Annotated in this window: 15 protein-coding genes; 9 read left to right on the forward strand and 6 right to left on the reverse strand. The window is 61.5% G+C overall.

What is annotated here, in order from left to right; all coding sequences use genetic code 11:
* Positions 1–80 precede the first annotated feature (80 nt).
* Genes flhA through hypA form a run of 6 tightly spaced genes read right to left on the reverse strand, consistent with a single transcriptional unit; the run spans position 81 to position 5826 of the window.
* Entirely contained in the window at positions 81–2153 is a 2073-nt protein-coding gene (gene flhA, locus IM267_RS08985) for a formate hydrogenlyase transcriptional activator FlhA (protein ID WP_063451870.1), read from the reverse strand.
* A gap of 60 nt (positions 2154–2213) precedes the next feature.
* Complete coding sequence (gene hypE, locus IM267_RS08990) at positions 2214–3224, reverse strand: hydrogenase expression/formation protein HypE (RefSeq protein WP_063869390.1); 1011 nt, start codon at positions 3222–3224, stop codon at positions 2214–2216.
* Positions 3221–4342 carry a hydrogenase formation protein HypD gene (hypD, locus tag IM267_RS08995; protein WP_193033221.1) on the reverse strand — a complete coding sequence of 374 codons (1122 nt, stop codon included), beginning with the start codon at positions 4340–4342 and terminating at the stop codon, positions 3221–3223. The genes hypE and hypD overlap by 4 nt, the downstream gene beginning before the upstream one ends.
* Positions 4343–4345: 3 nt before the next feature.
* Complete coding sequence (locus tag IM267_RS09000; protein ID WP_063869393.1) at positions 4346–4618, reverse strand: HypC/HybG/HupF family hydrogenase formation chaperone; 273 nt, start codon at positions 4616–4618, stop codon at positions 4346–4348.
* Complete coding sequence (gene hypB / locus IM267_RS09005) at positions 4609–5472, reverse strand: hydrogenase nickel incorporation protein HypB (RefSeq protein WP_112792747.1); 864 nt, start codon at positions 5470–5472, stop codon at positions 4609–4611. The genes IM267_RS09000 and hypB overlap by 10 nt, the downstream gene beginning before the upstream one ends.
* Before the next feature lie 3 nt (positions 5473–5475).
* Positions 5476–5826 (reverse strand): hydrogenase maturation nickel metallochaperone HypA, encoded by a 351-nt coding sequence (gene hypA / locus IM267_RS09010; RefSeq protein ID WP_022649168.1) that lies wholly within the window; start codon positions 5824–5826, stop codon positions 5476–5478.
* A gap of 210 nt (positions 5827–6036) precedes the next feature.
* Between hypA and hycA the strand changes: the two genes are divergently transcribed.
* The 9 genes from hycA (at position 6037) to hycI (ending at position 13817) form a co-directional block, all read left to right on the forward strand.
* On the forward strand, positions 6037–6501 hold the full coding sequence (gene hycA, locus IM267_RS09015) for a formate hydrogenlyase regulator HycA (protein WP_063451864.1): 465 nt from the start codon (positions 6037–6039) through the stop codon (positions 6499–6501).
* Between the two features lie 72 nt (positions 6502–6573).
* Positions 6574–7182, forward strand: a complete 609-nt coding sequence (locus IM267_RS09020) for a 4Fe-4S dicluster domain-containing protein (RefSeq protein WP_063451863.1) — start codon at positions 6574–6576, stop codon at positions 7180–7182.
* Positions 7179–8993 carry a formate hydrogenlyase subunit 3 gene (hycC, locus tag IM267_RS09025; protein ID WP_193033222.1) on the forward strand — a complete coding sequence of 605 codons (1815 nt, stop codon included), beginning with the start codon at positions 7179–7181 and terminating at the stop codon, positions 8991–8993. The genes IM267_RS09020 and hycC overlap by 4 nt, the downstream gene beginning before the upstream one ends.
* A 1-nt stretch (position 8994) precedes the next feature.
* Positions 8995–9918 carry a respiratory chain complex I subunit 1 family protein gene (locus IM267_RS09030; RefSeq protein WP_193033223.1) on the forward strand — a complete coding sequence of 308 codons (924 nt, stop codon included), beginning with the start codon at positions 8995–8997 and terminating at the stop codon, positions 9916–9918.
* Positions 9919–9933: 15 nt separating this feature from the next.
* Positions 9934–11643 (forward strand): formate hydrogenlyase subunit HycE, encoded by a 1710-nt coding sequence (gene hycE / locus IM267_RS09035; RefSeq protein WP_112792752.1) that lies wholly within the window; start codon positions 9934–9936, stop codon positions 11641–11643.
* Positions 11644–11652: 9 nt separating this feature from the next.
* The gene (locus IM267_RS09040; protein ID WP_063451859.1) at positions 11653–12195 is read left to right on the forward strand and encodes a formate hydrogenlyase complex iron-sulfur subunit; all 543 of its coding nucleotides are present in this window, start codon (positions 11653–11655) and stop codon (positions 12193–12195) included.
* Positions 12195–12962: an NADH-quinone oxidoreductase subunit B family protein gene (locus tag IM267_RS09045; protein ID WP_028014210.1), complete on the forward strand. Its 768-nt coding sequence runs from the start codon at positions 12195–12197 to the stop codon at positions 12960–12962. Before IM267_RS09040 ends, IM267_RS09045 begins: the two co-directional genes overlap by 1 nt.
* Positions 12959–13369, forward strand: coding sequence for a formate hydrogenlyase maturation HycH family protein (locus tag IM267_RS09050; RefSeq protein ID WP_063869405.1), 411 nt, complete (start codon positions 12959–12961; stop codon positions 13367–13369). Before IM267_RS09045 ends, IM267_RS09050 begins: the two co-directional genes overlap by 4 nt.
* Positions 13362–13817 carry a hydrogenase maturation peptidase HycI gene (gene hycI, locus IM267_RS09055; RefSeq protein ID WP_063869406.1) on the forward strand — a complete coding sequence of 152 codons (456 nt, stop codon included), beginning with the start codon at positions 13362–13364 and terminating at the stop codon, positions 13815–13817. Before IM267_RS09050 ends, hycI begins: the two co-directional genes overlap by 8 nt.
* Positions 13818–13879 lie beyond the last annotated feature (62 nt).

The raw sequence follows: 13879 nt of genomic DNA on the forward strand, positions 1-13879 counted from the left end.
AGGAAAATATATTGTGTCAACGTGGAACAATTACGCAGAGTAATGAAAAGCGGCGCCATGAAAGGCGCCGGAATGACGGGTTAAATCAGGCTCTCTTTATCAATTCCCAGACGCTTCATGCGCGAGAGCAGGGTGGTGCGCTTCAGCCCCAGCCGTTGCGCCGCGCCTTTCGGTCCGGCCACCACGCCGTTGGTCTCTTTCAGTACGCGCAAAATCAGCTGATATTCATCTTCGCCTTCCTGCGCGACTTCTGCCGAAAGCGTGGGGGCTTCCTGATGGGTGACCTCAGGCAAAGAGAGCTGAAGGACGTTCCCGCGCGTCAGCAGTACCGCGCGCTCAATGACGTTTTCCAGCTCGCGCACGTTCCCCGGCCACTCCATCGCCGAAAGGGTACGTAGCGTTTCAGCAGGAATACTGTCGATATTCCGTCCCATCCGGCGGGCAATCTTCGCGGTAAAGGCCTTCACCAGCAGGGGGATATCTTCCGGGCGCTCGCGCAGCGGCGGCAGGCAAATCGGGAAGACGTTCAGGCGATAGTAAAGATCGCTGCGAAACTCGCGGTCGGCGACCATCTTTTTCAGATCGCGGTTGGTGGCGGCAATCAGACGCACGTCGGTCTGGATCAGCTTATTGCTACCGAGACGCTCAAACTCCTGCTCCTGCAAAACGCGCAGCAGCTTAGGCTGAAGCTCCAGCGGCATATCGCCCACTTCGTCGAGGAACAAAGAGCTTTTATCCGCCAGCTCAAAACGGCCCAGCCGCTGGCTGCTGGCGCCGGTAAAGGCGCCGCGCTCGTGGCCGAACAGATCGCTTTCCAGCAAGCCAGCTGGCATCGCCGCGCAGTTCATCTTCACCATCCGGCGGCTGTTGCGGTTACTCAGGTTGTGGATCGCCCGGGCAATCAGCTCTTTCCCGGTGCCGGTTTCACCGAGGATCAGCACCGTGCTGTCGCTCTGGGCCACCATCTCCACCTGCTTAAGCACGCTGTACATGGCATCGCTGCGCCCGATGATTTCGCCAAACTCGCTGTCCACGTTGTTGAGCTGCTCGGTCAGCGCCAGGTTTTCGTCCACCAGCCGCTCTTTCAGGCGGTGGATCTCCTGATAGGCGAGGGCGTTATCCAGCGCGATGGAGATGCGCTCGGCGATCTGGCGCAGCAGCTTCAGGTTGGCGGTGGTGAATACGGCTTCATCGCACTGCGCCAGTTTGAGCACGCCGAGCATGGTGTTGCCGGACATCAGCGGCAGCAGGCACAGGGTCTGGATCTTGTTGCCCCAGGTGTTAAACAGCATCCGCTCGTAGGGCGCTACCGGATCCTGCTCGCTGAGGTTCAGCAGCAGGATCTCTTTGCTTTTAAATACCCGTTCAGACAAGGTTCCCGCTTCGTCCACCTCGCTCTGCTCGTGCGCCGGGTTAGCTTCATCAAGATAGTGGGTGGAGTAGATGTTCAGCTTGCCTTTCCGGTTCCCGCGCAGCGCGATGCTGATGGCATCGATCCTGAAATAGTGATGGATCTCTTTGGCGACTTCGCTCACCAGCTCGTCCATATCGAGACGCGAGAGTACGGCATTGGTGATGGCGACCAGAATACGGAAGTTATCGCGCTCGCGGCTCAGCAGGTCGTAATCCACGTTATTGGTGACGCGGCTTTGGATCTGCTCTGCCACGACGGACACAATCTGCGTGAAGGTATGCAACCGCTCGTACTCCGCCTCGGTCCAGGGCTGGTCGGTAGTGCGGATAAACTCGCAGCCGCCAAAAATTTGCCCCTCCACCGCCAGCGGCAGCATGCTGTAGTGGCCGAACGGATGATAAAGGTTGCTCTCTGCCAGCTTCGGCCAGGCCTGGCGAAACTGGTCAAAATTGCAGTGCAGGGCTTCCGGGCGGGAGAGAATACGCCGCACCGGGCCGTGGGCCAGAAACGTTTCATCTTCATATTCGAAGATTTTGCCGTTATCACGCGTTGAGAAATAGCTCGCGCGGTGGGTTGCGCTATGCCAGAGCACAATGGCGGCGCTGTCCGCCAGCGCTGACTGCCTGACCAGCCGGGTCAGGGCATCGCTCAATGCGCCAAGGTCGGGCTGTTGTAAAAGTATGCGCGTGATGTCAAACAGGCCCTGCTGTCCAAGATCGCTCATCGGTGTATACGGCATTATTGCTTTCCAATAGAAACTGGCAAAAAAAACGTCAGCGCTGACCGCTTTTGGCGCGGTCTAGCAAATTCGGGGTAACGGTTCAGCGTGCGGCAGATCCAGCGTGCGCTTCACGCCGTATAACCCGGTCAGGCGCACCCCTTTGCGCTCAACCACTTCACCTATAATGGCGGCCTCTTTCCCTGAAGGATGGGCACGTAGCTGCTCCAGCACCGCCCCGGCAGACTGGCGTTCCACGCCAATCACCAGCTTGCCCTCGTTGGCAAAGTTAAGCGGGTCGAGTCCCAGCAGTTCGCACAGGCCGCGAACGGCAGGCCTGACGGGCAGGCTGCGCTCGTTAAGCTCAACACCACAGCCACTGCTGGCGGCAAACTCATGCACCACGGCATTGACACCGCCTCGGGTGGCGTCGCGCAGCGCTTTTACGCCGGGCACCGTTCGCAGCGTCTGGATCAGCGGCGTGAGGACCGCGCAGTCACTGCGCAGATCGCCGTCCAGCCCCAGGCCTTCGCGCAGGTTCAGGATGGTTGCCCCGTGGCAGCCCAGCGTTCCGCTGACGATCAGCACGTCGCCCACGGAAAGCCGCTGCGCGCCCCAGTGAATGTCGGCAGGGATAGCGCCCATGCCGGCAGTGTTGATGAAGAGCTTATCCGCCGCGCCGCGCTGTACCACCTTGGTATCCCCGGTCACGATAGCGATCCCCGCCTCGCGGGCGGTGTGCGCCATGCTGTTGACCACTGCCGCGAGCGTCTCCATCGGTAATCCTTCTTCGAGGATAAACCCGCACGAGAGGTAGCGCGGAATGGCGCCGCTGACGGCCACATCGTTTGCCGTGCCGCAGACGGCGAGCTTGCCGATATCGCCGCCCGGGAAGAACAGCGGGTCAATCACGTAGCTGTCGGTGGAGAACGCCAGCCGGTCGCCGTGTGCGGTGAGGGTTGAGAGCGCGATGCGCGCCTGATCCTCCTGCTCGGCGAGCCAGGGGTTATTAAAGGCTTCCATGAACAGCCGGTTAATCAGCTGCTGCATCGCCTGTCCACCGCTTCCGTGCGCCATTTCCACCGTGTTCATGCTTCACACTCCTGGTTGCGATAGTGATACCACGCGGCGCATGCCCCTTCGGAGGAGACCATCAGCGCGCCAAACGCGGTTTGCGGGTTACAGGCGTTGCCAAATAACGGGCAGTGATGAGGTTTACATTTGCCGGTGAGCACGTCGCCACAGCGGGCGCGGGGATCGTCGCACGCCTGCTGCGGCTGCGGGCGGAAATGCGCTTCGGCGTCGAAGGCGCGATACGCAGGCGTCAGGTGCACGCCGGATTCCGCAATCAGCCCCAGCCCGCGCCATTCGCCGTCGCCTTCCACGCTAAACACGTCGGCTATCGCCTGCTGTGCCCGTCTATTTCCGGCATCGGGCACCACGCGGCGATACTGATTTTCCACCGCACTCAGGGCCGCTATTTTCTGCTCAACCAGCATGGTCACGCCTTGCAGTAGATCAAGTGGCTCGAATCCAGCTACCACTAACGGACGATTGTACTGTTCAGCAATAAAACCGTAGGCGTCTGTGCCGATGATCATGCTGACGTGGCCCGGCGCCAGAAACGCGTCGATGCCGTTATCCGGCGCGTCAAGCAGGCTGCGCAGCGTGGGGATCAGCGTGATGTGCTGGCAGAAAAAGAAAAAGTTAGTGACGTTGCGGACTTTCGCCTGCTGGAGGGTGATGGCGGTGGCGGGCATGGTGGTTTCAAAACCCAGCCCGAAAAAGACGACCTTGCGGTCAGGGTTAGCCTCTGCCAGCGTCAGGGCATCCATCGGGGAGTAGACAATCCGCACGTCCGCGCCCCGCGCCTTTGCCTGGAGCAGCGAGCCATTTTTCCCCGGCACGCGCATCGCGTCGCCAAAGGTGCAAAAAATCACGCCGGGCCGGCTGGCAATGTCGAGACAGCTGTCGATGCGCCCCATCGGCAGCACGCACACCGGACAGCCGGGGCCGTGGATAAACTCGATGTTCTCCGGCAGCAGCTGGTCGAGACCAAATTTGAAGATGGCGTGGGTGTGGCCGCCGCAGACCTCCATGATCCGCAGCGGCCGGTCTGCCGTGTACTCCAGCAGCGACGCGCGGGATTTCAGGCGATCGATAAGCTGCAACACCCGCTCAGGCGCGCGATATTCATCAACGTAACGCATGTGTTATCGTTCCTCCCCATACAGCAGGGCGCCCACGTCCGGCTCAACGTCGAACATATTCTGTAGCGCGTCCAGCGTGTCGCGGGCTTCCTCCTCATTAATCACGCTCATGGCAAACCCCACGTGGACCAGCACCCACTGACCGAGACGCGATGCGCCGGTTTCGTCGTGGCTGCCCACCAGCGTCAGGTCGACATCACGAAGGATGCCGCAGACCTCCACCCTGGCCTGATTGCCGTCAATGGAATGAATTTGTCCGGGAACGCCTATGCACATCGTTCGCTCTCCAGCCAGTTCAGCCAGGCGTCCATCCCGTCACCGCGCGTGGCGGAAACCAGCAGGATCTCAATGTCCGGGTTCACTTCCCGGGCGTAAGCCACGCACTTATCCACGTCGAAGTTGAGGTACGGCAGCAGGTCGACTTTGTTCAGCAGCATGAGGGAGGCGGCGGCAAACATATGCGGATACTTCAGCGGCTTGTCCTCTCCTTCCGTAACGGAGAGCACCGCCACTTTATGCCGTTCGCCAAGGTCGAAGCTTGCCGGACACACCAGGTTGCCGACGTTTTCGATAAACAGAATGCCGTGCGCTTCCAGCGGCAGGCGCGGGGCGGCGTCGGCAATCATCTGCGCATCCAGGTGACAGCCCTTGCCGGTGTTAACCTGAATGGCGGGCGTGCCGGTTTCGCGGATGCGCGCCGCGTCGTTAACGGTTTGCTGATCGCCTTCGATCACCGCGCAGGAGATGCGTTGGTTCAGCCGTTTGAGGGTTTCGGTCAGCAGGGTGGTTTTACCAGAGCCGGGGCTGGAGACCAGGTTGAGCACCACCTGTTGACGGGCCGCAAAGCGGGCGCGGTTGCGGGCGGCGAGCTGGTTATTTTTATCCAGCACGTCGATCTCCACCTCCAGCATCTGGCGCTGGCTCATGCCCGGCGCGTGGGTACCCGCTTCGCCGTGGCCGTAATGCAGGTCGCCCGCGTCGGAACGCTGCGGCGCAAAGGTGATGCCGGTCAGTGTCGCCGCGGGACGCGGGGCAGGGGAAAAGGGCGCGGAGCGAAACGCGGAGTGAGGACGGTGTTCATCCCCTTCTATATACAGGTTGCCTTCGGCGCAACCGCAGGTACTACACATAACTTACTCCTTCTCGATTTCGAGGCGCTGGATCTGCATGCCGTCATCCGCCACGATGCGCAGCCCGCTGCTCTGGCACTGTGGACAACGCTGCACCTTCGATGAAAGCAGCGTGACGTACTGCTGACACTGCTCGCACCAGCACTCTGCCTGCTGCTCCTCGATATGCAGCGCGCAGCCTTCCGCCAGCGTGCCGCGGCACACCAGTTCAAAACAGAAGGTGAGGGCGCTGGTCTCGACGCAGGAAAAGGCGCCGACCTTCAGCCAGACGCCGGTCACGCGTTTTGCGTGGTTCTGCACAGCCTGCTGTTCGATAAGTTCCAGGGCTCGCTGGCAGAGGGTGATTTCGTGCATGACGCCTCCTTAATGAATTGCCCCTTCAATGCAATAACGGTGCCAGCTTGGTTTTGGCTACGGCGTGACGATGTCAACGCTGTCGAAATGACACGTCGACACCGCGGCGGTGACAGTATGCTTTCCAGTAAAATTCATTTAAATCAATCAATTAAAAACTGGCACGAAATCTGCTTAACAGCCGCTAACTCCATTAACCGGATACCTTTTATGACTATTTGGGAAATTAGCGAAAAAGCGGATTACATCGCGCAACGTCATCAGCAGCTCCAGGAGCAATGGCACCTGTACTGCAATTCATTGATCCAGGGGATTACGCTGTCGAAGGCCCACCTGCATCACGCCATGAGCTGTGCAGCGCAGGGGGACATGCGCTTTGTGCTGTTCGGTCACTTTACGATTTACGTCACCCTGGCGGAGACCTTCAACAGCCACACGATTGAGTACTACGTCGAGACGAAAGAGGGCGACAGGCACTGCATCGCCCGGGCGCAGCTGATGGCCGACGGCATGGTGGACGGTCACGTCAGCAACCGCGATCGCCAGCAGGTGCTGGAGCACTATCTGGAGAAAATCGCGCCGGTTTACAACGGCCTCTACGCCGCCGTTGAGCATGATCGGCCAATTAACCTGAAACAGCTGATCGACGGAAAATCCTCAGCGAACGTGGCCTGAAAAACGCGTGTCGAGAAGTGTCGATAAGACAGTTTTTTTCGTCAAAAATGACCATCACCAGAGGATTGCCCGGTGAACCGTTTTGTAATTGCTGACTCGACGGTCTGTATTGGCTGTCGGACCTGTGAGGCGGCGTGCTCGGAAACGCACCGCCTGCACGGGCTCCAGTCCATGCCGCGCCTGCGCGTCATGCGTAATGAGAAAGAGTCTGCCCCGCAGCTCTGTCACCACTGTGAAGATGCCCCGTGCGCGGGCGTCTGTCCCGTCAACGCCATCACCCGCGTCGATGGCGCAGTGCAGCTGAACGAAAGCCTGTGCGTGAGCTGCAAGCTGTGCGCCATCGCCTGTCCGTTCGGTGCCATTGAATTTTCCGGCAGCCGTCCGCTGCATATTCCGGCGAATGCCAACACCCCGAAAGCGCCGCCTGCGCCACCGGCTCCGGCACGCGTGAGCACGCTGCTGGACTGGGTGCCGGGCGTGCGCGCCGTCGCGGTGAAGTGCGACCTGTGTAGCTTTGATGAGCAGGGCCCGGCCTGCGTGCGGACCTGCCCGACACGGGCGCTGGTCCTGGTTAACATTCGCGATATTGCCCGCACCAGCAAGCGTAAGCGCGAGCTGACCATTAATACCGACGTCGGCGATCTTTCGCTGCTGCGGGCGCTAAACGAGGGGGCGAAATGAACGCGATAGTAATGATGACCAGCGGCGTGGCCTGGTTTGCCGCCGCCGCTGTCCTGGCGCCGATCGTCTCCTTCCATAAAACGCTGAGCGGCTGGATCGCCGGCATCGGCGGGGCGATCGGCAGCCTGATGACGCTGGCGGCGGGCGGCGTTGTCCTGATCGACGGCCAACCCGTCGACACAACCCTTCCGCTGATTCACCACGCAGTTGAACTCACGCCGCTGAACGCCATCTGGCTGGTGACCTTTGGCCTGTGCGGGCTGTTTATCAGCCTGTTTAATATCGACTGGCACCGCCATCAGCAGACCAAAGCGAACGGCCTGCTGGTTAACCTGCTGATGGCCGCCGCGGTCTGCACGGTTATCGCCAGCAACCTTGGCGCGCTGGTGGTGATGGCCGAAATCATGGCGCTGTGCGGCGTGTTCCTGACCGGATGCAGCGCCTCCGGCAAGCTGTGGTTTGCACTCGGACGCCTCGGCACGCTGCTGCTGGCGCTGGCCTGCTGGCTGGTGTGGCTGCGTTTCGGCACCCTGGACTTTGCCGCGCTTAACGGCCAGACGCTGGGCAACGACGTCTGGCTATTGGGCGTCGTCGGCTTTGGCCTGCTGGCCGGGATTATCCCGCTGCACGGCTGGGTTCCGCAGGCGCATGCGAACGCCTCTGCGCCCGCCGCTGCGCTGTTTTCGACGGTGGTAATGAAGGTCGGTCTGTTCGGCGTTCTTATGATAACCCTGACGGGCGGTCAGCCGCCGCTGTGGTGGGGCGTGGCGCTGCTGATTGCGGGGATGATCACCGCCTTTGTCGGCGGGCTGTACGCCCTGATGGAGCACAACATCCAGCGTCTGCTGGCGTACCACACTCTGGAGAACATCGGGATTATCCTGCTCGGCATGGGCGCGGGCGTCACCGGGCTGGCGCTCAACCAGCCGGCGCTGATTGCCGCCGGGTTTATCGGCGGTCTGTATCACCTCGTCAACCATAGCCTGTTCAAAAGCACCCTGTTCCTCGGCGCGGGCAGCGTCTGGTTCCGCACCGGGCACCGCAATATCGAAAAGCTCGGCGGCATCGGTAAAAAGATGCCCGTCATTTCGCTGGCAATGCTGGTGGGGCTGATGGCGATGGCCGCGCTGCCGCCGCTGAACGGCTTTGCCGGAGAGTGGGTAATTTACCAGTCCTTCTTCGCGCTCGGTCAGAGCGACGCGTTTATCGGGCGTTTACTTGGCCCGCTGCTGGCGGTGGGCCTGGCGATCACCGGCGCGCTGGCGGTGATGTGCATGGCGAAGGTCTACGGCGTCACCTTCCTCGGCGCGCCGCGCACCCGCGAAGCGGAAAACGCCTGTTGCGCCCCGGTACTGATGACCACCAGCGTGGTCGCGCTGGCGCTGTGCTGCATCGTGGGCGGGGTTGCCGCGCCGTGGCTGCTGCCGCTGCTGGGCCACGCCGTTCCGCTGCCGCTGGCGACGGCGCATACCGTTGTTTCCCAGCCGATGATGGCGCTGCTGCTGATTGCCGCACCGCTGCTGCCGTTCGTGCTGATGCTGTTCTTCAGACGTGACCGTCTCGCCTCCCGCTCGCGCGGCGCGGCGTGGGCCTGCGGTTACGAACACGAGCCGTCGATGGTTATCACCGCCCACGGTTTTGCCATGCCGGTGAAGGAGAACTTCGCCGCCGTGCTGAAGCTGCGCCAGTGGCTTAACCCGCAGGGCTGGGTGCCGGGCTGGCAGAGCGCTGCCGTGCCCGTGCTGTTCCGCCGACTGGCGCTGATCGAGCTGGCGGTGCTGGTGGTGATTGTGATTTCACGAGGAGCCTGACATGAGTCTGTTACTGGCAATTCTTCAGGCGCTGGTGCTGTTCGCCGCCGCGCCGCTGCTGTCGGGCATCACGCGCGTGGCGCGCGCCCGAATGCATAACCGTCGCGGGCCTGGCGTGCTCCAGGAGTACCGCGATCTCTTCAAGCTGCTCTCCCGCCAGAGCGTCGCGCCGGATGCCGCAGGCTGGGTGTTCCGCCTGACGCCGTTCGTGATGGTCGGCGTGATGCTGACCATCGCCACTGCGCTGCCGGTGATCACGGTAGGCTCGCCGCTGCCGGTGCTCGGCGATCTGATCACGCTTATCTACCTCTTCGCTATCGCGCGCTTCTTCTTTGCGATTGCGGGCCTGGACACCGGCAGCCCGTTTACCGGGATCGGCGCCAGCCGCGAGGCGATGCTCGGGGTACTGGTGGAGCCAATCCTGCTGCTGGGGCTGTGGGTGGCCGCGCAGGTTGCAGGTTCGACCCATATCAGCTTAATCACCGACACCGTTTACCACTGGCCGGTGGCCCGCTCCATCCCGCTGGTGCTGGCACTCTGCGCCTGCGCGTTTGCCACGTTTATTGAGATGGGCAAGCTGCCATTCGATCTCGCGGAAGCGGAGCAGGAGCTACAGGAAGGGCCGCTTACCGAGTACAGCGGCTACAGCTTTGCGGTGCTGAAGTGGGGCATCAGCCTGAAGCAGCTCGTCGTGTTGCAGATGTTCGTGGGCGTTTTCTTCCCGTGGGGGCAGATGACGCACTTCTCTGCGGGCGGCCTGCTGCTGGCCGTGGTGGTGGCCGCGCTCAAGCTGATTATCGGCGTGCTGGTCATCGCCCTGTTTGAGAACAGCATGGCGCGCCTGCGTTTTGCAGCAACCTCGCGCATCACCTGGGCCGGTTTTGGTTTTGCATTTTTAGCGTTCGTCTCCTTGCTGGTGGCGTGATTAAAGAGAGTATTTATGTCTGAAGAAAAGAAAGGTCAGCAGTATCTCGCCGCGTTGCATCAGGCCTTCCCCGGCGTGGTGCTGGAGGAATCCTGGCAAACCAAAGACCAGGTAACCATTACCGTAAAGGTGAACTATCTGCCGGAGGTAGTGGAGTTTCTTTACTACCGGCAGGGCGGGTGGCTGTCGGTGCTGTTCGGCAACGACGAGCGCCAGCTCTGCGGCAACTATGCGGTGTATTACGTGATGTCGATGGAGCAGGGCGAGAAGTGCTGGCTCACCGTGCGCGTCGAGGTCGACCCGAATAAGCCGGAATACCCGTCCGTGACGCCGCGCGTACCTGCCGCCGTCTGGGGCGAACGTGAAGTGCGCGACATGTACGGCCTGGTGCCGGTCGGCCTGCCGGACGAGCGTCGTCTGGTGCTGCCGGACGACTGGCCGGATGAACTCTATCCGCTGCGCAAGGACAGCATGGACTACCGCCAGCGTCCGGCCCCGACCACCGACAGCGAAACCTACGAGTTCATCAACGAGCTGGGCAGCAAGAAGAACAACGTGGTGCCGATCGGCCCGTTGCACGTCACCTCTGACGAACCGGGCCACTTCCGCCTGTTCGTTGATGGCGAAAACATCATCGACGCCGACTACCGCCTGTTTTACGTTCACCGCGGCATGGAGAAGCTGGCGGAAACCCGCATGGGCTACAACGAGGTCACGTTCCTCTCAGACCGCGTGTGCGGCATCTGCGGCTTCGCCCACAGCACCGCCTACACCACCTCGGTGGAAAACGGCATGGGGATCGTGGTGCCGGAGCGCGCGCAGATGATCCGCGCTATTTTGCTGGAGGTGGAGCGCCTGCACTCGCACCTGCTGAACCTCGGCCTGGCCTGCCACTTCGTCGGCTTTGACTCCGGGTTTATGCAGTTTTTCCGCGTGCGCGAAGCGTCGATGAAAATGGCGGAAATTCTCACCGGGGCGCGTAAAACCTACGGCCTGAACCTGATCGGCGGGATCCGACGCGACCTGCTGAAAGACGACATGATCAAGACCCGCCAGCTGGCGCAGCAGATGCGTCGCGACGTGCAGGAGCTGGTGGACATGCTGCTCAGCACACCAAACATCGAGCAGCGCACCGTCGGGATTGGTCGTCTTGATCCTGAAATTGCCCGCGACTTCAGCAACGTCGGCCCGATGGTGCGCGCCAGCGGCCACGCCCGCGACACCCGCGCCGATCACCCGTTCGTCGGCTACGGCCTGCTGCCGATGACCGTGCACAGCGAACAGGGCTGCGACGTGATTTCTCGCCTCAAGGTGCGGATCAACGAGGTCTACACCGCCCTGAACATGATCGACTTCGGCCTGGACAACCTGCCGGGCGGTCCGCTGATGGTGGAAGGTTTCACCTATATTCCAAACCGCTTTGCCCTCGGCTTTGCCGAAGCGCCGCGCGGGGATGATATCCACTGGAGCATGACCGGCGACAACCAGAAGCTCTACCGCTGGCGCTGTCGTGCGGCGACCTACGCCAACTGGCCTACCCTGCGCTATATGCTGCGCGGCAACACGGTCTCTGACGCGCCGCTGATTATCGGCAGCCTCGATCCGTGCTACTCCTGCACCGACCGCATGACGGTGGTGGATGTGCGCAAGAAGAAAAGCCAGGTGGTGCCGTACAAAGAGCTTGAGCGTTACAGCATTGAGCGCAAGAACTCGCCGCTGAAATAAGGACTCGCCATGTTTACCTTTATCAAAAAAGCGATCAAAACCGGCGCGCAGACCAGCAGCTATCCGCTGGAGCCGATCCCGGTGGATAAAAACTTTCGCGGCAAGCCGGAGCATAACCCGCAGCAGTGCATCGGCTGCGCAGCCTGCGTCAACGCCTGCCCGTCGAACGCCTTAACGGTGGAAACGGACCTCAAAACCGGCGAGCTGGCCTGGCAGTTTAACCTCGGGCGCTGCATCTTCTGCGGCCGCTGCGAGGAGGTTTGCCCGACGGTCGCCATTCGACTTTCCCAGGAGTACGAGCTGGCGGTGTGGAAAAAAGAGGATTTTCTCCAGCAGTCGCGTTTTGCGCTGTGCACCTGCCGCGTCTGCAAGCGTCCGTTCGCCGTGCAAAAAGAGATCGACTACGCTATCGCGCTGCTGAAGCACAACGGCGACGCCCGCGCGGAGCAGCACCGTGAAAGTTTCGAAACCTGCCCGGAGTGTAAGCGTCAGAAGTGCCTGCTGCCGTCTGACCGCATCGATTTAACCCGCCATATGAGAGAGGCCAGCTGATGGAAAACTTACTCGGCCCGCGCGATGATAACGGCATTCCGGTGCCGCTGACGGTGGAGGAGTCCATCGCCAGCATGAAGGCGTCGCTGCTGAAAAAAATCAAACGCTCGGCCTACGTTTACCGCGTGGACTGCGGCGGCTGCAACGGCTGTGAGATCGAGATCTTCGCCACCCTGTCGCCGCTGTTTGACGCCGAGCGCTTCGGCATCAAAGTGGTGCCGTCCCCGCGTCATGCGGACATTCTGCTGTTTACCGGGGCGGTGACCCGCGCCATGCGATCGCCCGCGCTGCGCGCCTGGCAGTCTGCGCCGGACCCGAAAATCTGCATCTCCTACGGCGCCTGCGGCAACAGCGGCGGCATCTTCCACGATCTTTACTGCGTCTGGGGCGGCACCGACAAAATCGTGCCGGTGGATGTCTATATTCCGGGCTGCCCGCCGACGCCCGCCGCCACGCTGTACGGCTTTGCGATGGCGCTCGGCCTGCTGGAGCAGAAGATCCACGCCCGCGCCCCTGGCGAGATCGACAACCAGCCCGCGGCCATTCTGCATCCGGACATGGTGCAGCCGCTGCGCGTGAAGGTGGACCGCACGGCGCGCAGGCTGGCAGGCTACCGTTACGGGCGTCAGATTGCCGACGATTACCTGCGCCTGCTGAGCCAGGGCGACCATCAGGTGGCGCGCTGGCTGGAGGCGGAAAACGATCCGCGTCTCAATGAGATCGTGGCGAACCTGAACAGCATTGTGGATGAGGCGCGTATCCGATGAGTGAAACGGTGGTGTTCAGCCAGCTGAGCCGTAAATTTATTGATGAGAACGATGCCACGCCGGATGCGGCGCAGCAGGTGGTCTATTACAGCCTGGCGATTGGGCACCACCTCGGGGTGATCGACTGCCTTGAGGCGGCGCTCAGCTGCCCGTGGCCGGAATATCTGGCGTGGATCGCCACGCTGGAGGAGGGCAGCCCGGCGCGGCGCAAGATGGAGGGCGTACCGAAGTACGGCGAGATCGTTATTGACGCCAACCATATCACGATGCTCGCCAACGCCTTTGACGCGGCGCTCGGCAGGCAAACCCCGGCGCAGCAGGCGTGGAGCAAAACGCTGCTCGGCATGCTGCACGATATTCATCAGGAGAGCGCCATCTACCTGATGGTGAGGAGATTACGTGACTGACGTTTTACTCTGTGTCGGCAACAGCATGATGGGCGACGACGGCGCGGGCCCGCTGCTGGCGGAGATGTGTGGCGCAAAACCGCAGGGCGACTGGGTGGTAATCGACGGCGGCAGCGCGCCGGAAAACGACGTGGTGGCCATTCGCGAGCTGCGCCCGGAAAGGCTGTTGATTGTCGATGCCACCGATATGGGGCTGAACCCGGGCGAAATCCGCCTGATTGACCCGGACGATATCGCCGAGATGTTTATGATGACTACCCACAATATGCCGCTGAACTACCTTGTCGATCAGATCAGGGACGACGTGGGCGAGGTGCTGTTTTTGGGTATCCAGCCGGACATTGTCGGGTTTTATTACCCGATGACGCCGCCGGTGAAGGCGGCGGTGGAGGAGGTGTATTCGCGGCTGGCGGGATGGGTTGGGGACGGCGGGTTTTCTCCGCTCTGAGCAGTGCCGGGTGACGGCTACGCCTTACCCGGCCTACAAAACCGTAGGCCCGGTAAGCGCAG

It is taken from the genome of Enterobacter cloacae complex sp. P15RS (genome assembly GCF_014895905.1).
Taxonomy (GTDB): Bacteria; Pseudomonadota; Gammaproteobacteria; order Enterobacterales; family Enterobacteriaceae; genus Enterobacter; species Enterobacter quasihormaechei.

Excerpts from the sequence above, each read along its gene's own strand:
- hycC (WP_193033222.1), top strand. The coding sequence starts at position 7,179 with ATGAACGCGATAGTAATGATGACCAGCGGCGTGGCCTGGTTTGCCGCC.
- IM267_RS09045 (WP_028014210.1), top strand. The coding sequence starts at position 12,195 with ATGGAAAACTTACTCGGCCCGCGCGATGATAACGGCATTCCGGTGCCG.
- hypE (WP_063869390.1), bottom strand. The coding sequence starts at position 3,224 with ATGAACACGGTGGAAATGGCGCACGGAAGCGGTGGACAGGCGATGCAG.
- hypD (WP_193033221.1), bottom strand. The coding sequence starts at position 4,342 with ATGCGTTACGTTGATGAATATCGCGCGCCTGAGCGGGTGTTGCAGCTT.
- flhA (WP_063451870.1), bottom strand. The coding sequence starts at position 2,153 with ATGCCGTATACACCGATGAGCGATCTTGGACAGCAGGGCCTGTTTGAC.
- hycA (WP_063451864.1), top strand. The coding sequence starts at position 6,037 with ATGACTATTTGGGAAATTAGCGAAAAAGCGGATTACATCGCGCAACGT.
- IM267_RS09000 (WP_063869393.1), bottom strand. The coding sequence starts at position 4,618 with ATGTGCATAGGCGTTCCCGGACAAATTCATTCCATTGACGGCAATCAG.
- hycE (WP_112792752.1), top strand. The coding sequence starts at position 9,934 with ATGTCTGAAGAAAAGAAAGGTCAGCAGTATCTCGCCGCGTTGCATCAG.
- IM267_RS09040 (WP_063451859.1), top strand. The coding sequence starts at position 11,653 with ATGTTTACCTTTATCAAAAAAGCGATCAAAACCGGCGCGCAGACCAGC.
- hypA (WP_022649168.1), bottom strand. The coding sequence starts at position 5,826 with ATGCACGAAATCACCCTCTGCCAGCGAGCCCTGGAACTTATCGAACAG.
- IM267_RS09050 (WP_063869405.1), top strand. The coding sequence starts at position 12,959 with ATGAGTGAAACGGTGGTGTTCAGCCAGCTGAGCCGTAAATTTATTGAT.
- IM267_RS09030 (WP_193033223.1), top strand. The coding sequence starts at position 8,995 with ATGAGTCTGTTACTGGCAATTCTTCAGGCGCTGGTGCTGTTCGCCGCC.
- hypB (WP_112792747.1), bottom strand. The coding sequence starts at position 5,472 with ATGTGTAGTACCTGCGGTTGCGCCGAAGGCAACCTGTATATAGAAGGG.